This window comes from Bacillus sp. CH140a_4T (assembly GCF_008923725.1).
In the GTDB taxonomy this organism is placed as follows: domain Bacteria; phylum Bacillota; class Bacilli; order Bacillales; family Bacillaceae_G; genus Bacillus_A.
This window is the reverse complement of record NZ_WBPF01000006.1, coordinates 200,660-221,683: the sequence shown is the minus strand read 5'-3', so window position 1 is coordinate 221,683 and position 21,024 is coordinate 200,660. Positions and strand designations below refer to the sequence as shown.

Below are 21,024 nucleotides of genomic sequence, written 5' to 3'. Positions count from 1 at the left end.
CAAGGAGGATTGCGTATGAGTGATGTAATGGCTGATCGTACCCCTCCGCATAATATAGAAGCTGAGCAGGCGGTTTTAGGGGCCATATTAATTGATCAAGATGCATTAACATCAGCATCGGAACTATTGGTACCTGACTCATTTTATCGAACGAAACATCAAAAGATTTTTGAGGTCATGCTTGGGTTATCTGATAAAGGAGAACCGATTGACTTAGTAATAATGACATCAGCAATGGCTGATCAAGGATTATTAGAAGAAGTTGGTGGGGTTTCTTACTTAGCAGAATTAGCAGAAGTTGTTCCAACTGCTGCTAACGTAGAATATTATGCACGAATCATCGCTGAAAAGGCACTATTACGTCGTTTGATTCGAACGGCGACTCATATCGTGTCTGATGGATATGAGAGAGAAGATGATGTGGATGGCCTTTTAAATGAGGCTGAGAAAAAAATATTAGAAGTATCTCACCAAACGAATGCAAAAGCATTCCAAAACATTAAAGATGTTCTGGTAGATGCTTACGATAAAATTGAACTTTTGCATAATCAAAAAGGTGAAGTTACGGGGATACCAACTGGATTTACTGAATTAGATAAGATGACCGCAGGTTTCCAGCGAAATGATTTAATCATCGTAGCGGCACGTCCATCAGTAGGGAAAACCGCATTTTCATTAAATATCGCACAAAATGTAGCGACGAAAACGGATGAAAATGTAGCGATTTTTAGTCTGGAGATGGGCTCTGATCAGCTTGTTATGCGTATGCTTTGTGCAGAAGGAAATATTGATGCACAAAGACTTCGTACTGGTTCATTAACTTCTGATGATTGGGCGAAATTAACAATGGCGATGGGTAGCCTTTCTAATGCTGGTATTTATATTGATGATACACCAGGGATTAAAGTGAATGAGATTCGAGCGAAATGTCGTAGATTAAAGCAAGAACAAGGTCTTGGGATGGTTTTGATTGACTATTTACAGCTTATTCAAGGAAGCGGGAAATCAGGAGAAAACCGTCAACAAGAAGTATCTGAGATTTCTCGTACATTAAAAGGGATTGCGCGTGAATTGCAAGTGCCTGTTATTGCCTTGTCACAGTTATCTCGTGGTGTAGAATCTCGTCAAGATAAACGTCCGATGATGTCTGATATTCGTGAATCGGGAAGTATCGAGCAGGATGCTGATATTGTAGCCTTCTTATATCGTGAAGATTACTATGACCGAGAAACGGAAAATAAAAATACGATTGAAATTATTATTGCAAAGCAGCGTAACGGTCCAGTAGGCTCAGTAGAGCTGGCATTCGTTAAAGAGTTCAATAAGTTCGTTAACTTAGAACGTCGCTTCGAGGATGGACATGCGCCGCCTGCATAAAGATAGTATAAAAAAGAAATGCATTTCTTATAATAAGATGTGTTTCTTTTTTTTTATAGGGAAGATAAGGCTTTCATAATGTGAAAATATAATTCTTACGAACGAAAATGTTTTTTAATAAAAAAATGTTCGCTTTTTGGTTGACTTCTTTTTCGGTTTTGGTACAATTATATTGTTTGAATAGATCGTTTGAAAATCGCGGAGGTGCTTTAATAATGTCTTCAGTAGTAGTTGTAGGAACACAATGGGGCGACGAAGGAAAAGGTAAAATCACTGATTTTCTTTCTGAGCATGCGGAAGTAGTTGCAAGATATCAAGGTGGAAATAACGCGGGACATACAATTGTTTTCGGCGGAGTTAAATATAAATTACACTTAATTCCATCTGGTATTTTCTATAAAGAGAAAATTTGTGTAATCGGAAATGGCTTAGTAGTAGATCCGAAAGCATTACTTGAAGAGTTAAAATACTTACACGATCGTGGTGTAAGTACTGATAATTTACGTGTAAGTAACCGTGCGCACGTTATTTTACCTTATCACTTAAAACAAGATGAGTTAGAAGAAGCAAGTAAAGGTGATAACAAAATCGGTACAACGAAAAAGGGTATCGGTCCTGCATATATGGATAAAGCTGCTCGTATTGGTATTCGTATGGCTGATCTTTTAGATCGTGAAGCATTTAAAGAAAAGCTTGAGCGCAATTTAGTAGAAAAAAATCGTTTATTTGAAAAAATGTACGATACAGAAGGTTTCAGTGTAGAAGAAATCTTCGAAGAGTACTTCGAGTACGGACAACAAATCGCACAATATGTATGTGATACGTCTGTTGTATTAAATGATGCACTAGATAACAATCACCGTGTATTATTTGAAGGTGCACAAGGTGTTATGCTTGATATCGACCACGGTACGTACCCGTTCGTTACATCTTCTAACCCGATTGCTGGTGGTGTAACAGTTGGAACTGGAGTTGGTCCTGCAAAAGTTACTCGCGTTGTAGGTGTGTGTAAAGCATATACAAGCCGCGTAGGTGATGGTCCATTCCCTACTGAGCTTAATGACGAAATTGGTCATCAAATTCGTGAAGTTGGTCGTGAGTATGGAACGACAACTGGTCGTCCACGCCGCGTAGGTTGGTTCGATAGCGTTGTTGTAAGACATGCACGTCGTGTTAGTGGTTTAACAGATTTATCATTAAATTCTATTGACGTTCTAACAGGTATTCCGACTCTTAAAATTTGTGTTGCTTACAAATACAATGGCGAAGTTATCGATGAAGTTCCAGCAAACTTAAACATTTTAGCGAAATGTGAGCCTGTATACGAAGAACTTTCAGGTTGGACAGAAGATATTACTGGTGTAAAATCATTAGACGAGCTTCCTGAAAATGCACGAAAATACGTAGAACGTGTTTCTGAGTTAACAGGAATTCAATTATCTATGTTCTCAGTTGGACCAGATCGTAACCAAACAAATATTGTTCGTAACGTATACGAAGCTTAATTGATATTTTTGAGAAAAACTCATGTCCGCATGAGTTTTTTTTATCTTTTATAAAAAAATAAAAAAAGGTATTGCAAAAAATAAAGAAAACATGTTATGATACATCTTGTCGTCACGAAAATATGACGTTGGTGAGAATGAGCCATTAGCTCAGTTGGTAGAGCATCTGACTTTTAATCAGAGGGTCGAAGGTTCGAATCCTTCATGGCTCACCATTTTATTTTTCGTGGCCCGTTGGTCAAGTGGTTAAGACACCGCCCTTTCACGGCGGTAACACGGGTTCGAATCCCGTACGGGTCATGTTTTTTTTATGTTCATTTTTGGTCCCGTGGTGTAGTGGTTAACATGCCTGCCTGTCACGCAGGAGATCGCCGGTTCGACCCCGGTCGGGACCGCCACTTTTGTTTATACCACCATTAGTGGTTTTATATATAGTTTTGGCTCGGTAGCTCAGTCGGTAGAGCAGAGGACTGAAAATCCTCGTGTCGGCGGTTCGATTCCGTCCCGAGCCACTCTCAGGATATTAAGTGGGCCCACTTAATATCCTTTTTATTTGTGTAATTTTACAAAATTGAGTAGTTATTTTAAAATAGAATGAGGAGCCTCTAGCAGTTGAAGCTAGAGGTTTTTCTATAGATCGTATAGGATTCCGTGTAAAAGTGGATCATACATGAGTCTGTGAGAATAGAGGAGAAAGTACTTAAGCAAAAGATGCGGTCATATAGGGACATACTATGTAGACATCAATGTGTTTAGGGATATTGACCATATTTTTACCCCGCTATTTACCGGGCAGTAAGACCACGCACAAAAATTCAGCAAAGGTAAAGAAGTTAGGTGCGGGAGCGAGCTGCCCGTAAATGCCCAATTGGTGAGGGCTAATAATCGGTGGGTGATGAAGAAAACCCCCACTGATTAAAGTTTCACTTTATAAGGAGGAAATAGACGATGATGGGAAAGAAAATTTTAGTAGTTGATGATGAAAAGCCGATTGCGGATATTTTGAAGTTTAACCTAGAAAAAGAAGGTTTTGAAATTGTAATGGCGCATGATGGTGATGAAGCGATTGAAAAAGCGAATGAAGAGCAGCCGGATATGGTTTTATTAGATATTATGCTACCAGGTAAGGATGGCTTAGAGGTTTGTCGTGAAATACGTAAAAGCTCAGAAATGCCGATTATTATGCTTACAGCAAAGGACTCTGAAATTGATAAAGTATTAGGGCTTGAGCTTGGAGCAGATGATTATGTAACGAAGCCATTTAGTACGAGGGAATTACTTGCTCGTGTGAAGGCGAATTTACGTCGTCATCAACAAGGTGGTGCTTCAGAAAAAGAAGAAAATACGGAAATGGTTATTGGACCAATTGTTATTAATCCAAATGCGTATAGTGTAACGAAACGTGAGGAAAATATTGAACTTACACATCGTGAATTTGAGCTACTACATTATTTAGCGAAGCATTTAGGACAAGTTATGACACGCGAACATTTATTGCAAACAGTTTGGGGTTATGACTATTTTGGAGATGTACGTACAGTGGATGTAACAGTGCGTCGTTTACGTGAAAAAATTGAAGATAATCCAAGTCATCCTACATTAATTGTCACTAGACGTGGAGTAGGGTATTACTTGCGTGACCCAGAGCAGGAATAGTATATGAAGAAAGTTGGTTTTTTTCAATCTATTCATTTAAAATTTGTACTCATATATATGCTATTAATATTAATAGCAATGCAAGTTATTGGAGTATATTTCGTAAGGGAGTTAGAAAAGAGTCTTGTACAAGGCTTTAGAGATTCTTTAACGCAGCAAACGAACTTATTAGCATATAACTTGAAACAAGAGTTTAAAAAAAGTCATACAAAAGCAGAAACAGAATCAACAGATGAAACGATTAAAACTTCAATTCGAAAATTTGCCTCTGATCGTAAGAAAGATATCCAAGAGGTAAGTGTATTTGATTCGAATAGAAAGTTACTTGCTATTTCAGATGAGTCAAAGCAAAACAAGGTAAATAGAACATCAACTGATATAGCTGTTCAGCGGGTATTGGTACAAAAAAAACCAGAAGTAAAAATTGAGAAGGATGGTCGCACAGGCCATCGTGTACAAGTTATGCTTACTCCTATTATAGATGATAACGGCAAGGATCCACTTGGTGTTATTTACATTGTTGCATCTATGGAAGATGTCTATAAACAGATGAAGGATATTAATCAAATTTTTGCGACTGGAACCGTTATTGCATTACTCGTAACAGCTGTACTTGGAATTTTGTTAGCTCAAACGATTACGAGACCAATATCAGATATGCGAAGACAAGCGATTGAAATGGCAAAAGGAAACTATTCAAGAAAAGTAAAAGTGCATAGCCATGATGAAATTGGACAATTAGCATTATCTTTCAATAATTTATCAAAAAAATTACAACAAGCTCGTTCTTCAACGGAAAGTGAAAGACGTAAATTATCATCCGTTTTATCACATATGACAGATGGAGTAATTGCTACCGACCGAAAAGGGGACATTATTTTATTAAATGATCCTGCGGAAAAGATGCTAAATGTTTCGCGTGAAACGGCACTCGATCAATCTGTTTTAGAAGTATTAGGGATACAGGAAGAATTTACGCTCGATCATTTATACGAAGAGCCTGATTCTGTTTTATTAGATTTTAGTACGAGAAATGAGCCATATATTTTACGAGCTAGTTTCTCTGTTATTCAAAAAGAGACAGGGAAAGCAAATGGTTTAATAGCCGTATTATATGACGTAACTGAGCAGGAGCGTATAGAGAGGGAACGCCGCGAGTTCGTGGCAAACGTTTCCCATGAATTAAGAACGCCATTAACAACGATGCGCAGTTACTTAGAGGCACTTACGGACGGCGCGTGGCAAGATCCGAATATTGCACCGCAATTTTTAACAGTTACACAAGAAGAAACAGAAAGAATGATTAGACTTGTAAATGCGTTATTGCAACTTTCTAAGCTCGATAGTACAGAACATCGTTTAATGAAAGAATGGATCGACTTTACTGACTTCTTTAATAACATTATTGATCGTTTTGAAATGTCTAAAGAGCAAAACGTAAGTTTCAAACGATCTTTCTCTAAAAAATCCCGATTTATTGATATGGATACGGATAAAATTACGCAAGTTTTGTATAACATTATTTCGAATGCATTAAAGTATTCACCAGAAGGTGGAACAGTAACATATCGCTTACGTGATCGCGGGGAATTATTAGAGATTAGTGTAAGTGACCAAGGAATGGGTATTCCAAAAGAAAACGTCGATAAAATCTTTGAACGTTTTTATCGCGTAGATAAAGCACGTTCAAGACAAATGGGTGGTACAGGACTTGGATTAGCAATTGCGAAAGAAATGATTGAGGCACATGGTGGCTCGATTTGGGCGAAGAGTGAGGAAGGAAAAGGGACAACTATTTACTTCACATTGCCAATGGCAGCGGATGAAGAGGACGATTGGGAATGAGTATGGAAAATGTTAAAACGATAGTTTTAATTAATTTAGTTGTAATTAGCCTATTTCTTACTTTTAACTTATGGACGTATGTGCCAGATTCTACGTCTATGCAAAACGCAAAATTTGTGCAGGGGAATGAAGGAACTACTCAAACTAAAATCGCTGATGTTGTCCGCCCTACTTCTATCATCGTGCATAAAGATAAAAATCATTACGGGAGCAAAAGAGAGGGAGATGTAGAATCAATCTATAAACCTTTGGAAGCAGGGGAATTATATGATTTCAAAGAGATATCGATTGCTAAAGCTGATTTCCTTTCTTATGTGCATGGTGAAGGGAAAATTGAACTTGTTTTTCCTACTAACATCCCATTTGATGCAGTTAAATCTATGTTTAATATGAAAGAAAAAAGTATAAATAAGCCTAAATATTTTAATCGAATTATTCTTGACCCTTCTAGAAGTAGGGATCAAGAAATTAAAATTAATTTTGTTTCTGATGGCGATAACTCTAGAATATATGAAGCGAAATTAAGTGGTGTGTATTTAAAAGATATTGTAAATGCACAAAATCAATTTATAGTATCGGCAAAGCCTTATTTTGACTATCAAATTAATGATATGAAAAAGCTATTTTTACCAGATGGAACGACAGAATTAAGTAATATAACATATATTTCATCTAATTTAGCGGTTGATACATTTAAGAATGCTCTTTTTAGTGACCCACGTTATTTAAGCCCTATTACTGAGAAATCGAAAGAAACATTTACAGATGGTATTAGATCCATGGAGATTGAAAACGATCAGCATATGCTAAAGTATAAAAATTCTTCTGTTTCAAGTGAGAAAACGACAGATAATTTAATGCTTTTACAAAAAAGCTTTGATTTTGTAAATGGTCACAGTGGGAGTTTGGATTCATATCGTTTGGACTATATGAATAAAGGACAGACAGTATTCCGTTTACACGAAGATGGATATTCCGTATTCAATACAGATGGATTAGCTGAATTGAGACAAGTATGGGGATCAGAAGAAGTAATGGAATATGAAAGACCGCTGTTGTCTTTAAATACGAAAGGTATAGAACAAAAGGTTACTCTTCCATCAGGTCATGTTGTAATAGCATCCTTAGAAAATAATACCGCGGTAGATAAACGATTCATTAAAGACATTGGTATTGGATACAAATTATCACTAGATGGGCAAGTAGCTCGACTACAGCCAATTTGGTATGTAAAGTTTGTTGAAGATGAAGCTGGCAAACAAAAAATATATGAGTGGAGTGAGGGAGGACTAAATGGATTGGGATCGGATTAAAACCATATTTATTGTGACCTTTTTTGTTTTGGACCTCTTTCTCATTTTTCAATTCATTCAAAAGCAAGATAGTAATCAATTGGAGCTTATTGCAGAAACAAAGATAGATCAAGAATTAAAAGCAAACAAAATTACTATGGGTAATTTCCCTAAAGAACCGAAAAAAGAGTCATTTATTAGGGCGGAAAACAAGGCATTTAAAGAAGAAGATGTACAGTCTTTAAAGGGTCAAACGGCGCATATACAAAATATGTACAAGATAGAAAGTAAGCTAAAAGAGCCCTTTTTAAATACAAAATCATTATCCAAAGATAAGTATAGTGATTTTTTGAAGAACTATGTATTGGATGGACAAAAGTATGAATTTGGGGCGATGAAAGACTCTAAAATTTACTTCTTCCAAAAATATAAAGATAAGCCTATTTTCTATAACGATCAGGCAATGATTGTTGTGGAATTAAATGAAAAAAATGAACTTGTGTCGTACACGCAGACGATGCTAACTGATTTAAAAGAAATGGGCGAAAGTGAAAAAACGAAACAGCAAGAAATTATTACTGCTCAAACGGCTTTAGAAAATCTATATTTAAAAAATAAAGTTCATGGGAATACACATGTAAAAGAAGCGCAAATTGGTTATGCCACCCTTACCGCATCTACTTCTAATAACCAAGTACTCGCTCCAACATGGAATTTAAAAACGGAGCAGAAGCAGGACTTCTTTGTAAATGCAATTGAAGGACAAGTTATGGAATTAGGGGAAAGGGAAAATCAAGTGGTTGATGAACATACTGGAGTGAGAAAGAATGGGTTTGCATTTTAGCGTACTTGCAAGTGGAAGTACAGGGAATATGCTATATGTAGGAACAGATGAAAAAAAATTACTCGTCGATGCAGGTTTAAGTGGTAAAGCAACAGAGGCTTTATTTAAACAGGCAGAACTAAATATAAATGATGTATCGGGTATTCTTGTAACACATGAACATAGTGACCATATTAAAGGGTTAGGTGTATTGGCACGTAAATATGATTTGCCTGTTTATGCAAATGAGAAAACATGGAATGCAATGGAACATTTAATAGGAAATATCCCAACTGAGCAAAAGTTTATTTTCTCAGTTGGGGATGTGAAAACATTCGGTGATATTGAGGTCGAGTCATTTGGGGTTTCTCATGATGCGGCAGAGCCGATGTTCTATGCTTTTCATAACGATAATAGAAAGTTAGCCCTTATTACAGATACGGGATACGTGAGTGACCGTATGAAAGGTGTTATTAAGGGAGCTAATGCTTTCGTGTTTGAAAGTAATCATGACGTGGAAATGCTTCGTATGGGACGTTATCCATGGAGCATTAAGCGACGTATTTTAAGTGATGTAGGGCACGTTTGTAATGAAGACGCTGCATTAGCGATGGCGGATGTAATTACAGATGAGACAAAACATATTTATTTGGCCCATCTAAGTTTAGATAATAACATGAAAGAACTAGCACGTATGTCAGTATCGCAAGTATTAGAGGAAAAAGGATTTGGCGTGGGAGAAGCCTTTGAAATTCATGATACAGATCCGAAAATGCCTACAAAAATTCAATACGTATAATTCTTCATTTTAGTAAACAATAAAGGTGAATATAGTTGTTTTCAGGAAGATGGGTGAACAAATATGTCCTTTATTGATGAAGAAAATTATCGTATGAAACGTGCAAGAAAAAAGAAGCATAAAGGTATTGTTATTTCTAGCATAGCAGGAACAATTGTAGGAGCTTCGTTATTTGCATTTGGAGCTCCTTTATTTGCGAATGATGGGGGGGCACTTCCGCAAGCTGAAGCAAGTGGAAGTAATATGGCTGAAGCTCAAGGAATTAAACAGATTAGCTTCGTTGATGCTGTTGATCGTGCGTCTGAAGCTGTTGTGGGCGTTATTAATATTCAACGAGATAATTTTTCAGAGGCAGATTCAGAAGCTGGTACAGGATCGGGTGTAATTTATAAAAAGACAGATGGCCAAGCTTATATTGTAACGAATAATCATGTTGTTGCTGGAGCAAATCGTATTGAAGTAAGTTTAAGTGACGGTAAGAAGGTTCCTGGGAAAGTATTAGGAACCGATGTAGTCACAGATTTAGCTGTACTAGAAATAGATGCAAAGCATGTGAAAAAAATAATTGAAATTGGCGATTCTAATACGGTTCGTAGAGGGGAACCGGTCATTGCGATTGGAAACCCACTTGGGCTGCAATTTTCTGGAACTGTCACACAAGGCATTATTTCGGCTAATGAACGTATTGTCCCTGTAGATTTAGATCAAGATGGACATTATGATTGGCAAGTAGAAGTATTGCAAACAGACGCAGCAATTAATCCAGGTAATAGTGGTGGTGCGCTTGTAAATGCGGCAGGTCAATTAATTGGCATTAACTCAATGAAAATTGCAGCAAAAGAAGTAGAAGGAATTGGACTAGCTATTCCTGTTACTAGAGCTGTTCCTATTATGAATGAATTAGAGAAGTACGGAAAAGTAAGAAGACCGTATGTTGGAATTGAACTTAGATCGTTAAATGAGATTCCAAATTACCATTGGTCAAAAACATTACATTTACCAGCTAATGTAACAGAAGGAGTTTGCATTTTAGATGTGAAAAGTCCTTCGCCAGGTGTAGATGCTGGTTTACGAGAACACGATGTGATTGTAGCAGTAGATGGAAAACCGGTTCGCGATATTATCGGATTCCGTACGTCCTTATATGATAAAAAAATTAATGATAAAATGACCCTTACGTTTTATCGTGGTACAAAACGAGCAACAACAACGGTTAAACTAGGCATTCAAAAGTATTAAAAACAGGAGGGCCTACCTCCTGTTTTCTATTGTAGAAAAGTGAGGTGAAGAATATGAATTTACCTTGTTGTTTAGAGCATGTTGAATTAGCTTTAGATATTATTGTGGATGAGTGTGAAGTTGCGCCAGTTATTAACAATGTGGATAACTCAGAAAAAGAGAAAAAAACATGTGAATTTTGTCAAAACGAGGCGACATATGTTGTATCGAACACAGATTCTCACACAATATGTGGGTAACATTTGTGGATATGTGGATAAGTTATGTGGATAACATGTTTGTAAGGTGGGGAATACGTGTGAATATCTCGATTATTTCAATTGGGAAATTAAAAGAAAAATATTTAAAACAAGGTATAGCAGAATACTTAAAACGATTATCTGCATACGCAAAAGTAGAAGTAATTGAATTGCCAGATGAAAAGGCACCAGAAAATTTAAGTGAAGCAGAAATGTTAATTGTAAAAGAAAAAGAAGGTATACGTATACTGGATAAAATTTCTGACGATACGCATGTCATTGCGTTAGCGATAGAAGGAAAGCAAAAATCATCAGAAGAATTTGCAGTAAGCTTAGATCGTCTTGCTACATATGGAAAGAGTAAAGTTGCATTTGTAATTGGTGGATCACTTGGACTGAGTTCAGAAGTAATGAAGCGTTCAAACGAATCTCTTTCTTTTTCAAAGATGACATTACCACACCAATTAATGCGATTAGTATTGCTTGAGCAAGTGTATAGAGCGTTTCGTATTAATCGTGGAGAACCGTATCATAAATAACGGTAAACTGTCCATAAATGTTTGAAGCTTGGTTTGAAGGTTAAATAAAAAGTATGGGGATAAGGACTAAAGAAGAGATCTTAGTCCTTATTTTTTTATGATAGAGATGTTTTGTAGTAGAGGGAGAGATATATTAATCCTTCATTGTGTCTTTTAAAGCTGTAAGGAATTTTAAAAAACTTATTGATGAAAAAAATAAATTAATACTTTAAAAATATAAGATATTAATAGTATTATATGCAATCAGTAATAATCATTTTAGTGTTATAGATAGTGTAATAAAATAAGTAATATAAGTGAAAAACGTGGAGAACCATATCAGAAGTAAATGAGGTTAACTGCTAAAAATAAAAACCTATGCAAGATTGCTAATTTCTTGCATAGGCCATTTATTTCATTAATAAATTTTTGATGATAAAAAATTTATTGTTAATTAAATTTCTTCAACTTTACAACCTAATAACTTTTAGATGGAAACTCCTTTTAATAAAAGTAATTTCTGAGCTGAACTCAAAATTGAATTATTTACTATTTCAGGGAATTCCTTTAAATACTGATTTGCAGTTACTCGAATTGTATCTTTTCTATCTAGCTCCAAAAATTTTAGTGAATCAAAATCAACTTCTCCTTGGGAGTAATTTAATGCAAAAAAACGTCTGTTATTGATACCTGTTCGAAAGATATTATCTACTAACAACATACCATCTGAATTAGATAATGTTCCTTCATTTACTAAATCTCTAATTGAACCCAAAGGATTTTCTGAAAATAAAGGGATTACCAAATCTGTATATACATTTGAATCTGATAATGTGTAAATACGTATATTGTTCACCCTTTTCCCTCCTAAAAAATTAAATAATATTCATTGAATTTATTTAAATGTTCTTTAATAGTTTTTCTAGCGTCTTCAATAGTATCTATAGTCTCAGTAAACCCAGTTTTATCCCAATGGCTATAGATATTTCTGTAGTTATGATATAAATTATAGAGTTTATTTAAATATGTCAACTGTTCTGGATTAGAATTAAATTTAGGTTCATGGCCTGTTTGTAAAAAATATACACTCTTATCCGCTGTGTCAAAGCAGTTAAAACCATGTTTTCCATCATATTTGTCTATTATACCTTTATTAATTAAAATTTCATAAAGGTAAAATTCTAAAGCTCTAAATACGGGTGTTATAAGGTCCGTATAATCAGGTCTTTCACCATCTACTAAAGAATTGTAAATTGCCTGCTTTAAGGTATTAACCAATGTTTGATTATTTGTTTTTGCTAAATCAAAATCTGGTAATAATTCGACAAAGGCTGTATCCAAATCCCCTTTATGAATCGAAACTAAATGATAATTATAAGTATTTAAAAGTTCTATTACTTCTTTATCATTTGGGAGCAATTCAACTATTAAAGTTGTAAACATCTCCAGTAATGAGCTTTGTTTACCTTGAATTAAGCTACTACCATTTTCGTATAAAGTAACTACAATCCTATCTTTGTTTAAGCAAATAACATATACGTTACGATTCTCTATTTCTGTTTTCTCGGTAACTTCAACTTTTGGATTTAAATCTTTTAAAATCTCAAAAATACCACTGAATTCGTCTTTATCTATACCTGAAACTGATAATGTTCCTTCAGCTTTAGTTTTAATACCCCTCTGGACTAGTGATTTCTTTGCTAATTGATCAGCTGCTTCATTATATTCTATACCTGTATGAGCTGATACCTTTTTAAACTCAATGTTCAAGCTATATTTCATTTCTTCAATGAATTTTACATAATCTTTGGAAATTGCCTTGTTTGCTTGCCAGTGATTAGTGGCCCATTTCTCAATTCCTTCGTAATCATAATATATAATTATCTTTTTATAGCCTTGAACCAATGCGTGAGTTATAGCTACTTTCACACCTTCAATTTCTCCAGCAACGTTACCTGATTCTATATAGGACTCATTATCATCACTTCCATATAGAGTTTCTTTTTCACCGATACTGTTAATAAAAACAATGCCATATCCATATAATGAACTTTCTTTAGAATATGTACCATCAACAAATGCAATTAATGTTTCCTCATCAAGTGCTTCTATTGCCTTATCTATTGTTTCATTTGTCTCAGTGTTTTGTACCTGAGTCTCTTTTTCCTGTATGTAATCTAAAGCGTCTGCCTCTGTTACAAATTTTTTATATACAGCACCTGAAAAGCCATTAATTTGCTTTTGACATTCCGCCCAAGTTTTATAAATACCTGGTTTAAGACCTATTCTTACAGCATAAAAATTGTTTTTTGCCATGATAAATCTCCTTTCTATATAAACAAGTGGGAAAACTTAACGTTTGCTTCAACCCTATTACTTATATATTAAGCCAATTATTTAAGCATTGAAATAGTAAATCACTTACGAGTAAAATAGAATGCAGAAATATTTTTTCTACTTTATGGAATCTAATGATTTACAAGAAGCGATTTATGTAGATAGGGAAGATGAAAAAAATTTAAGATATGGATAAAAAGTGAAAAATGAATGAAAAAGATTAAGATAAAATGCAGGGGACCGTGGGTCTATTAGTTAATTTGAAACAAAATTAAATAAAATTGCCCACCTGTCCACATATTTATTATCTTACATAATGAATTTGATAATGAGGAAAAATAATGAGACAGGCAGATTTAGTAAAAATAATTAATAGAGAATATGGATCGAAAATCAGTCAAAAAGTAGTCAAGGAGAGAATTGATAAGTTATATAATTTCATTAAAAGTCAGATTATTTCTAATGAAATAGAGTTTAGTACCAACGAAAAAGTTCTTTTTAATACATGTATTAAAAGCATAGAAGAAAAAAATTTTCATGAATATACAGGTGCTATATTTTTATCGCTGCTAATACTTTATGAAAATAATTTAGTAGTTCGTAAAGTTATAAGGGGGAAAATAGTAAATGATGATTATTTGGAAGGGTTTATTGGATGCTTTGAAACATATGTAGAAGAATATAAAGGTAAAGTTTTTGCCAATAATGGGAACGAGGAAAAAAGGGTTTACTTAACAGAAAGTGAAAAGAAGATTTGGAGAATATACGAAGAAGATTTCCCCTATTTTATGTTTATTCTCAAAGGAATGGTAACTAATATATTCAGCAATACAAATATTCTTAATAAAAAGAAGAGCGTTGAAATTAGATACACCGCAAGCCTAGTAGAACACGCTGATCAACTTCCTCCATATAGACATTACTTATTCGCGAAGAGATTAAATAGAAAATTGGAGTTGCTTTTAAAAAGTGAAAAATCTATTTTAAAGAAAGAATTGCGAACTGCAATTATTAAGCGAGATTTTGATGCTATGGATTGTATTATAGCGGATTTAAATTTTGAACCCGATTATATAGGAGATAATAAAAAAGAGATAGAAATCCTTAATGCATTAAAAGAGGTTTTACAGTCTAGGTATAAATTGAATCTAAAAACAATGTCACACTTTGAGTTTTTCCAAAAGAATGTTTTAAGATATAGAGCTGAAGAAAGAATGAAGATTATTCAAGAATTACAGGAAATAGTAAATTCAAAAGAGAAAAGGGAAGTGCTCTCATTTTTAGAGAGGATAAATCAGGAAGGTGATAAGAAAGTAGAGAGAGAGAAGAAAAAAATACAAGAAGAGTATAAGATGACTAAAAAACTATTTTTACGTGCTGGACGACTAAAAAGTAAAACTGAGATGCATAGAATTTTGAATGAAAGGACAGAGTATAGGTATTTAGAACGTAATGATAAACAGCTGTACAATGCAATAGAGAAATTAATGGTACATGCTTTAAAAGAAGAGAATCTAGAGGTACTTTTGAAAATAGATAGCATTTTAAAATATTATAAAAAATTCTTTATGTAAAGAGCAATGAGGGATAAAAATAAGTCCCTTATTGTTCTTTTTTATATAATATTATAAAAAATTTACCTATTTTTCGCATATAAAAACATTAAAATAGAAAATTTTTTAGGCGGAATTATAGGGTAAGATCAACTTGTAAAACAATTAGGAGGTTAAAGAATATGAAGGGTGACGGTATTAGAACAGTTAGAGTTAAACGTATAGGTCAAGAGAAAAAGGAAAGTACAAATTTTTTACAAGATGTTAATCTAAAAAAAATTAGTAAGGAGTTATTTGGAAAAAATAATAATAAACAAATGGGGATAGAACAGATTAGGCAGTGGTATGAATCTAATGAATATTTTGTCACTGAGGAAGGGATGCTTTGTTATAAGAAAGATAAGAAAATAATCAAATTATGTAATATGATAATAATCCCTGTTATGCAACTTAGTATTACTGATGGGATTAATGAAGAGAAATATATAGAATTAACGGGGATTTTAAATGGTGATAAGAAATTGCCTAGTATTAGGGTTAAATTGAATGATTTGAAGAATTCAAATTGGATAGAAAATCGATGGGGAATACAATGCATACTATTCCCTACAAGTAGATGTTATGAAAAAATCCTATGTGCAATAAAGCTTGCATGTAAAGATATAGAAACTAAAAAGATATATCAAAGTATTGGATGGTATAAGATTGGGGGAAACTACCACTACTTGAACGGTAAAGGTGCTGTAGGGAAAGAAAAATCTGTATTAGTACATAATAGTTTAGAGAAATTTAACATTGTTATAGATGAGGGACTTGGAAAAAATAAAGCATATAAAAAGTCATTGGAGCTATTAGAGATAGCACCTATAGATGTAACATTACCTTTGTTTTTCAATTCTTTCAACTATTAATACATTATTGAAATTTAGTAATGTGGAACCTAAATTTACTTTATGGATATATGGAGAAACAGGAAGTAGAAAAACAACTTTAGCTAATCTGTTTTTTAATGTATTTAATCAACAATTACCTCCAGAAATCCCAGCCAATTTTAAGGATACTAAGACAGCTTTAGAAATAAAGATGTTTGAATACAAAGATTGTGTGCTGTTAGTAGATGATTATCATCCTACAGATAAATTATCTGAGAAAAAAGATATGGAAGATAAGGCTGAGTTTATTTTAAGGATGTACGGGGATAGGATAAAAAAGTCACGTAGTAATATTAATTTAACCAAACAGAGAGAATTTATGACAAGAGGACTATGTGCAATAACGGCTGAGGACGCAATTAGTATTCAATCTAATATGGCACGATGTATTAGCTTACCCATAGATAAGGATTGTGTAGATTTAGGTAAATTAACTAAATTTCAAAAGATGCCTCTTATGCTCCCGACAGCAATTCACAATTTTATAAGTTGGTTAACGGATTATATAAATAAGGAAAAATGTTTACCTAATTTAGATTTAGATGCATTTCGAGAGAAATATAGAAACGCAGATATCCATTTTAGATTAATTGATAGTGTATGGTCTTTAAAATATGCATATTATTTATATTTAAAATATGGAGTAGCTATTGGGAAAATTGAGATAGAGGAGGCAGAGGAAAGATTAGAAATAGCTGAAAATATATTTATTAGTATTATTAAGAGCCAGTATTTAGAAATGAAAACAGAAAATCCTTTGAATATGTATCTAAATACAATTCAAGAATTAATAATATCGAATAAAATGCCTTTAAGGAAATTAGGTAAGGAAAGTGGATCACAACAATATGGTTGGTATGATGACGACTATTACTACCTAATACCTGGAATGACATACAATAATGTACTTACGTTTTGGGAAAAGAGAAATAAGGTTTTCCCTTTAACAATAAAAAAGCTACATGATCGGTTATATCAAATGGGACTTATTGAAATTGATGAAAGCTCCAACAGGAAGTGTCCAAAAGTTACTGTAGTAAAAGGGGAAAGAATTAGGGTGTTAAAAATAAATAGAAGAAAACTAGAGTTATATATAAATCAAAGTGGACAAGTGGGCTTATAAGTAACAATGATATTTTCAAATAAATATTATATATGTGAAAGGTGATAACTTATGCAGGATTCTTCATATGATCTGTTAATTGATTTATTAAGTAACTTGTTAATAGATTCTTTAAAAGAATTAGGAGGGAAGTAAAATGATAAAGGTGGTAATTTATGCAAGGGTATCCACAGCTGAACAGGCTGAAGAAGGATATTCAATTGACGCACAATTAGATGTAGTAAAAAAGCGATGTGAGCAGGAAGGACGGATAGTAGTAGATAATTATGTTGATAGGGGAATTAGTGGTAAAGCCATGGAGAATCGTGCTGAATTACAAAGATTGTTAAGAGATGCAAAAGAAGATAAGTTTCAGGAAATATGGGTGTGGAAGACGAATAGACTAGCTAGAAATCACTTAGATCTCTTAAAAATTGTAGATGAGTTAAATAAAAAAAATGTGGGATTTAAGAGTTGTAGTGAGGCATTTGATACTGCGACGCCTACTGGAAAATTACTTATGAATGTATTAGCGTCTATAGGGGAATTTGAACGAGAAAGCATTGTAGAGAATGTAAAAATGGGAATGAAGCAGAGAGCTAGAGAAGGAAAGTGGAATGGAGGCATTGTATTAGGATATAGTACTGTAAAAATAGATGGGACTGAAAACAAAACGAAATTAGAAATAGAAAAAAAGGAAGCATTTATTGTAAAAGAAATATTTAAATTATATGCAGAAGGACGTGGATTAAAAGCTATTACAAACTTAGTAAATAAGCTGGGGTATAGGACTAAGAAAGGTAATTTTTTCACACCTATTGCTATCCGTACTATTTTATTAAATCCTATTTATATAGGAAAGATAAGATATAATGTTAGGGAAAATTGGAGTGAGAAAAGGCGTAAAGGAATAAATAAAAATCCTATTTATACCACTGGAAATCATGATCCTATAATTTCATTAAATTTATGGAATAGGGTACAAGAGCTATATAAGAAAAAATCTCAAAAACCTAAAAGGCTATTTGATGGTACTTTTCCTTTAACCGGTTTAATCAAATGTCCGATGTGTGGGGCCTCTATGGTAGCTGGTAGAGTAAAAAGAAAGTTAAAAGATGGGAACATAAACATTACTAGATATTATCAATGTGGAGCTTGGAGAAATAAAGGAACGGCAGTATGTCGTTCGAATGGAGTGAGAGCAGATAAAATTGAGAAACAGGTTTTTAAAAGAATAAATCAAATAGTGTTAAACGATAAAATCTTAAAAGATACCGTAAGCAAGCTAAACGATAATACACATAATAAGATTAAACCATTAGAGGAAGAATTAAATATAACTAACAAAAATATACAGAATTTTGAGAAAAAGAAAAATAGGGTTTTTGATTTATATGAGGAAGGAATGATTGCAAAAGAGGTATTAACAAGTAGACTTGAACATATTTCAAATGAAATAGAAACGAATTTTGCTCAGAAAGTTCGTATTGAAAAGGAATTACAGCAAAATACATCTAATCCTGTCTCTGCAGATACAATAAAAAAGTTATTGATAAGATTTCATGATTTAATAGAGAAAGTAGAACCAACGAAAAAAAATTAATATTACAGCTTATAATAACTAAAATAAATATTAATAGTAACAGGGAATTAGATTCTATAGTTATACATATTAATGAACAAATCGAAAAATATATTTTGAGTGTAGAAGATGGAGCCTGTTGTGAGGCTCCATCTTCTTTTGGTTTTACAATAGTAATTTAAATTACTTATCAGTTATAATTAGGATGGATTTTCTATTAATAGGAAATATTCCATACTATATTTCCTTTATATCTAATATGATGAAAAAGTAATTTTAAAAATAGGAGGAAATACTATGTCAGTAGAAACACCAATTACTAAAACTTTAAAATTTACCTGTCCTGCATGTGGCCATAGTTTTGAGGAATCTATAGAAATTATTAATTTGGAGGAATCGGGATCAGACGATCGTGGAATGGGTACAGAATATCAGTATGACTTTAGAGTTGATGTTACCTGTCCGGTAGAAGAATGTAAACATTCTTGGGAACAAGAAGGAGAGGTTTGGGAATATCCAGTGGGGAGTGTTAATTTAATTCAATTAAGCAATATTTAGTTTGGATGGATAATTAATATTAATAAATAGATGTGTGAATTATTTTGTAATTTGATTAAACATATGTTTAAGGAACCTTAAATAGCCTATGGTCATTATTTGACTGTAGGCTATTTTTATTAGTAAAGGAGGAAAAAATATTGATAAATAAAGGTGCGATTATTAGGGTTTCAATTTTAAGAGGGACTAACTTACTTCCAGAGCATTATGGTATATATGATGGTAATGGATGGGTATATCATTTTACAGGAGATAATATTAGTAATGCTAAAATTCATTTTACTACCTTAAGGGAGTTTGAAAAAGGTAGGATAGCGTATATAGAAAATGTATATGAAGAAAAATATAATGCAGAAGAGATTATCAGAAGAGCATCAAGTCAAGTTGGTAGTACATTTGGTGGATATAATTTATTGAAAAATAATTGCGAGCATTTTGCATATTGGTGTGTGACAGGTGTTAGAAGGTCTAAACAGGCATTAAATGTAAATACAGAGGATGATAAAAGGGATATTGTAGAAAAAGCGATAGATATAGTATTTGAACCTATAATACTTTTTGGAAAAGTAATTGATAAAAAAATGGGGTTAGAGGATAAGGTTCGTGGAGAGAAAAAGGATATAGTTGAGAAGGCAATAGATAGGGTTTTTGATCCATTAATTAAAATGGGGGGCATAATAGATAAGCTATTTAAGTTTTGAATGAAATTTGGATTTAATTAAAAAGCATGGTTTTAATCATGCTTTTTAATTATTTTATGGATAGTAACATAAAGTAAGAATTTAATACAAAATAGATATTTGTAAATACAAACGTTCGGTATTTATTTTTTTTGTAAAAAACAATTTAGGTTGACTTTTTTTACACAATATGCGATATTGTATATAAAAATACGGTATATTTCAAAGGGTGGAGGAGAAAAATGGTTTCTATTAGCAGTAATGCAGAATTACAAAAAAAGATGACGCAAGCTTTTTCAAAAAGTTGCGTAGAGGAATTAACAGATATCAAAGCTGTTACTGGTGGGTCAACTAATAATGGAAGGAATCAAAACATTTGGGATGTAAAGTATTCTCGATTGCACCAATTAGCTATAGAAACTGGAAATACGCCTGTACATATTAAAAGAAACGCTTTATGGGAGTGCGTTACTATTTTAGAAAATAACACAGGGGAGTTATTTATATTTTTTAGGGATAATAACTATAAAAAAATCGTAAGGGATTTAGGAAAAAAACCATATCATTATTTAGATTGTGTGCTTGTCAAAAACAAATGTATAGATAATGAAGCACCGTTTTTTCAACCTAGTCTTTTTGATGATACGTCTTATGATGATGAAAGAGAAGCACAGTCTAAAGAAATATTAGGCGATAAATATGACCAAGTTAATAAAATTGTTGTGTTTACATTAGAAGAAGAAAAGGGAATTGCAACAGCTGTTAAAGCGATTTTGCTAACAAGCAATGGAGAATTAATTGATGAAGTGAATTTATCTCAATATATACCGAATAATTATTCTACTAGTGCTGCAATTAATGATGACACGCCAGAAAAAACTATTGTAAAATTAAAAGCTAAAGTGAAAAATAGTAATGAAAAAATTGGTGAAATTAAGCTATCTAAAAAAGCAAAAGAGGAATCTGAATGAAGCTGATTCTTCTTTA

19 protein-coding genes and 4 tRNA genes are annotated in these 21,024 nt (G+C 33.2%); 21 read left to right on the top strand and 2 right to left on the bottom strand.

Going from position 1 to position 21,024, the window contains the following annotated elements; all coding sequences use genetic code 11:
- Window positions 1-15 precede the first annotated feature (15 nt).
- The 14 genes from dnaB (at window position 16) to rlmH (ending at window position 11,314) form a co-directional block, all read left to right on the top strand.
- Window positions 16-1,377 carry a replicative DNA helicase gene (gene dnaB, locus F8162_RS07530; protein WP_001286242.1) on the top strand — a complete coding sequence of 454 codons (1,362 nt, stop codon included), beginning with the start codon at window positions 16-18 and terminating at the stop codon, window positions 1,375-1,377.
- A gap of 215 nt (window positions 1,378-1,592) precedes the next feature.
- Complete coding sequence (locus tag F8162_RS07525) at window positions 1,593-2,882, top strand: adenylosuccinate synthase (protein WP_000100234.1); 1,290 nt, start codon at window positions 1,593-1,595, stop codon at window positions 2,880-2,882.
- Window positions 2,883-3,021: 139 nt separating this feature from the next.
- A tRNA-Lys gene (locus F8162_RS07520) sits at window positions 3,022-3,097 on the top strand.
- 13 nt (window positions 3,098-3,110) lie between these two features.
- Window positions 3,111-3,182 (top strand) — tRNA-Glu (locus tag F8162_RS07515).
- A gap of 22 nt (window positions 3,183-3,204) precedes the next feature.
- Window positions 3,205-3,280 (top strand) — tRNA-Asp (locus F8162_RS07510).
- A 41-nt stretch (window positions 3,281-3,321) separates the two neighbouring features.
- Window positions 3,322-3,394: transfer RNA gene (locus tag F8162_RS07505), tRNA-Phe, on the top strand.
- Window positions 3,395-3,830: 436 nt separating this feature from the next.
- Window positions 3,831-4,538 carry a cell wall metabolism DNA-binding response regulator WalR gene (gene walR / locus F8162_RS07500; RefSeq protein ID WP_151630079.1) on the top strand — a complete coding sequence of 236 codons (708 nt, stop codon included), beginning with the start codon at window positions 3,831-3,833 and terminating at the stop codon, window positions 4,536-4,538.
- 3 nt (window positions 4,539-4,541) lie between these two features.
- Window positions 4,542-6,383: a cell wall metabolism sensor histidine kinase WalK gene (gene walK, locus F8162_RS07495; protein WP_098273042.1), complete on the top strand. Its 1,842-nt coding sequence runs from the start codon at window positions 4,542-4,544 to the stop codon at window positions 6,381-6,383.
- Complete coding sequence (locus F8162_RS07490) at window positions 6,380-7,696, top strand: YycH family regulatory protein (RefSeq protein WP_151630080.1); 1,317 nt, start codon at window positions 6,380-6,382, stop codon at window positions 7,694-7,696. The genes walK and F8162_RS07490 overlap by 4 nt, the downstream gene beginning before the upstream one ends.
- Entirely contained in the window at window positions 7,677-8,519 is an 843-nt protein-coding gene (locus F8162_RS07485) for a two-component system regulatory protein YycI (RefSeq protein ID WP_151630081.1), read from the top strand. The genes F8162_RS07490 and F8162_RS07485 overlap by 20 nt, the downstream gene beginning before the upstream one ends.
- Window positions 8,503-9,297, top strand: a complete 795-nt coding sequence (locus tag F8162_RS07480; protein WP_151630082.1) for an MBL fold metallo-hydrolase — start codon at window positions 8,503-8,505, stop codon at window positions 9,295-9,297. Before F8162_RS07485 ends, F8162_RS07480 begins: the two co-directional genes overlap by 17 nt.
- Window positions 9,298-9,360: 63 nt before the next feature.
- Window positions 9,361-10,536, top strand: coding sequence for a S1C family serine protease (locus F8162_RS07475; protein WP_151630083.1), 1,176 nt, complete (start codon window positions 9,361-9,363; stop codon window positions 10,534-10,536).
- A 53-nt stretch (window positions 10,537-10,589) separates the two neighbouring features.
- The gene (locus tag F8162_RS07470; RefSeq protein ID WP_001052827.1) at window positions 10,590-10,775 is read left to right on the top strand and encodes a CxxH/CxxC protein; all 186 of its coding nucleotides are present in this window, start codon (window positions 10,590-10,592) and stop codon (window positions 10,773-10,775) included.
- Window positions 10,776-10,834: 59 nt separating this feature from the next.
- The gene (gene rlmH / locus F8162_RS07465; protein ID WP_001027003.1) at window positions 10,835-11,314 is read left to right on the top strand and encodes a 23S rRNA (pseudouridine(1915)-N(3))-methyltransferase RlmH; all 480 of its coding nucleotides are present in this window, start codon (window positions 10,835-10,837) and stop codon (window positions 11,312-11,314) included.
- Window positions 11,315-11,780: 466 nt separating this feature from the next.
- On the opposite strand, the gene F8162_RS07460 is transcribed toward rlmH, so the two are convergent.
- Window positions 11,781-12,149, bottom strand: a complete 369-nt coding sequence (locus F8162_RS07460; RefSeq protein ID WP_180228580.1) for a type II toxin-antitoxin system RnlB family antitoxin — start codon at window positions 12,147-12,149, stop codon at window positions 11,781-11,783.
- Between the two features lie 11 nt (window positions 12,150-12,160).
- Complete coding sequence (locus F8162_RS07455; RefSeq protein ID WP_098647491.1) at window positions 12,161-13,609, bottom strand: viroplasmin family protein; 1,449 nt, start codon at window positions 13,607-13,609, stop codon at window positions 12,161-12,163.
- Between the two features lie 362 nt (window positions 13,610-13,971).
- On the opposite strand from F8162_RS07455, the gene F8162_RS07450 reads away from it, so the two are divergent.
- The 7 genes from F8162_RS07450 to F8162_RS07420 all read left to right on the top strand — a co-directional run bounded on the left by F8162_RS07450 (window position 13,972) and on the right by F8162_RS07420 (window position 21,008).
- Window positions 13,972-15,204, top strand: coding sequence for a hypothetical protein (locus F8162_RS07450; RefSeq protein WP_151630084.1), 1,233 nt, complete (start codon window positions 13,972-13,974; stop codon window positions 15,202-15,204).
- A 161-nt stretch (window positions 15,205-15,365) separates the two neighbouring features.
- On the top strand, window positions 15,366-16,094 hold the full coding sequence (locus tag F8162_RS07445; protein WP_151630085.1) for a hypothetical protein: 729 nt from the start codon (window positions 15,366-15,368) through the stop codon (window positions 16,092-16,094).
- 22 nt (window positions 16,095-16,116) lie between these two features.
- Window positions 16,117-17,238: a hypothetical protein gene (locus F8162_RS07440; protein WP_151630086.1), complete on the top strand. Its 1,122-nt coding sequence runs from the start codon at window positions 16,117-16,119 to the stop codon at window positions 17,236-17,238.
- A 136-nt stretch (window positions 17,239-17,374) separates the two neighbouring features.
- Complete coding sequence (locus F8162_RS07435; RefSeq protein ID WP_225990149.1) at window positions 17,375-18,820, top strand: recombinase family protein; 1,446 nt, start codon at window positions 17,375-17,377, stop codon at window positions 18,818-18,820.
- A gap of 276 nt (window positions 18,821-19,096) precedes the next feature.
- The gene (locus F8162_RS07430; protein ID WP_151630087.1) at window positions 19,097-19,357 is read left to right on the top strand and encodes a hypothetical protein; all 261 of its coding nucleotides are present in this window, start codon (window positions 19,097-19,099) and stop codon (window positions 19,355-19,357) included.
- 140 nt (window positions 19,358-19,497) lie between these two features.
- Window positions 19,498-20,058 carry a lecithin retinol acyltransferase family protein gene (locus F8162_RS07425; protein ID WP_180228579.1) on the top strand — a complete coding sequence of 187 codons (561 nt, stop codon included), beginning with the start codon at window positions 19,498-19,500 and terminating at the stop codon, window positions 20,056-20,058.
- Window positions 20,059-20,279: 221 nt separating this feature from the next.
- Entirely contained in the window at window positions 20,280-21,008 is a 729-nt protein-coding gene (locus F8162_RS07420; protein ID WP_098647485.1) for a DUF5986 family protein, read from the top strand.
- The last annotated feature ends 16 nt before the right edge of the window (window positions 21,009-21,024 follow it).

Excerpts from the sequence above, each read along its gene's own strand:
- F8162_RS07430 (WP_151630087.1), top strand. The coding sequence starts at position 19,097 with ATGTCAGTAGAAACACCAATTACTAAAACTTTAAAATTTACCTGTCCT.
- F8162_RS07420 (WP_098647485.1), top strand. The coding sequence starts at position 20,280 with ATGGTTTCTATTAGCAGTAATGCAGAATTACAAAAAAAGATGACGCAA.
- dnaB (WP_001286242.1), top strand. The coding sequence starts at position 16 with ATGAGTGATGTAATGGCTGATCGTACCCCTCCGCATAATATAGAAGCT.
- F8162_RS07475 (WP_151630083.1), top strand. The coding sequence starts at position 9,361 with ATGTCCTTTATTGATGAAGAAAATTATCGTATGAAACGTGCAAGAAAA.
- walK (WP_098273042.1), top strand. The coding sequence starts at position 4,542 with ATGAAGAAAGTTGGTTTTTTTCAATCTATTCATTTAAAATTTGTACTC.
- F8162_RS07490 (WP_151630080.1), top strand. The coding sequence starts at position 6,380 with ATGAGTATGGAAAATGTTAAAACGATAGTTTTAATTAATTTAGTTGTA.
- F8162_RS07485 (WP_151630081.1), top strand. The coding sequence starts at position 7,677 with ATGGATTGGGATCGGATTAAAACCATATTTATTGTGACCTTTTTTGTT.
- F8162_RS07470 (WP_001052827.1), top strand. The coding sequence starts at position 10,590 with ATGAATTTACCTTGTTGTTTAGAGCATGTTGAATTAGCTTTAGATATT.
- F8162_RS07445 (WP_151630085.1), top strand. The coding sequence starts at position 15,366 with ATGAAGGGTGACGGTATTAGAACAGTTAGAGTTAAACGTATAGGTCAA.
- F8162_RS07525 (WP_000100234.1), top strand. The coding sequence starts at position 1,593 with ATGTCTTCAGTAGTAGTTGTAGGAACACAATGGGGCGACGAAGGAAAA.
- F8162_RS07450 (WP_151630084.1), top strand. The coding sequence starts at position 13,972 with ATGAGACAGGCAGATTTAGTAAAAATAATTAATAGAGAATATGGATCG.
- F8162_RS07455 (WP_098647491.1), bottom strand. The coding sequence starts at position 13,609 with ATGGCAAAAAACAATTTTTATGCTGTAAGAATAGGTCTTAAACCAGGT.
- F8162_RS07435 (WP_225990149.1), top strand. The coding sequence starts at position 17,375 with ATGATAAAGGTGGTAATTTATGCAAGGGTATCCACAGCTGAACAGGCT.
- walR (WP_151630079.1), top strand. The coding sequence starts at position 3,831 with ATGATGGGAAAGAAAATTTTAGTAGTTGATGATGAAAAGCCGATTGCG.
- F8162_RS07480 (WP_151630082.1), top strand. The coding sequence starts at position 8,503 with ATGGGTTTGCATTTTAGCGTACTTGCAAGTGGAAGTACAGGGAATATG.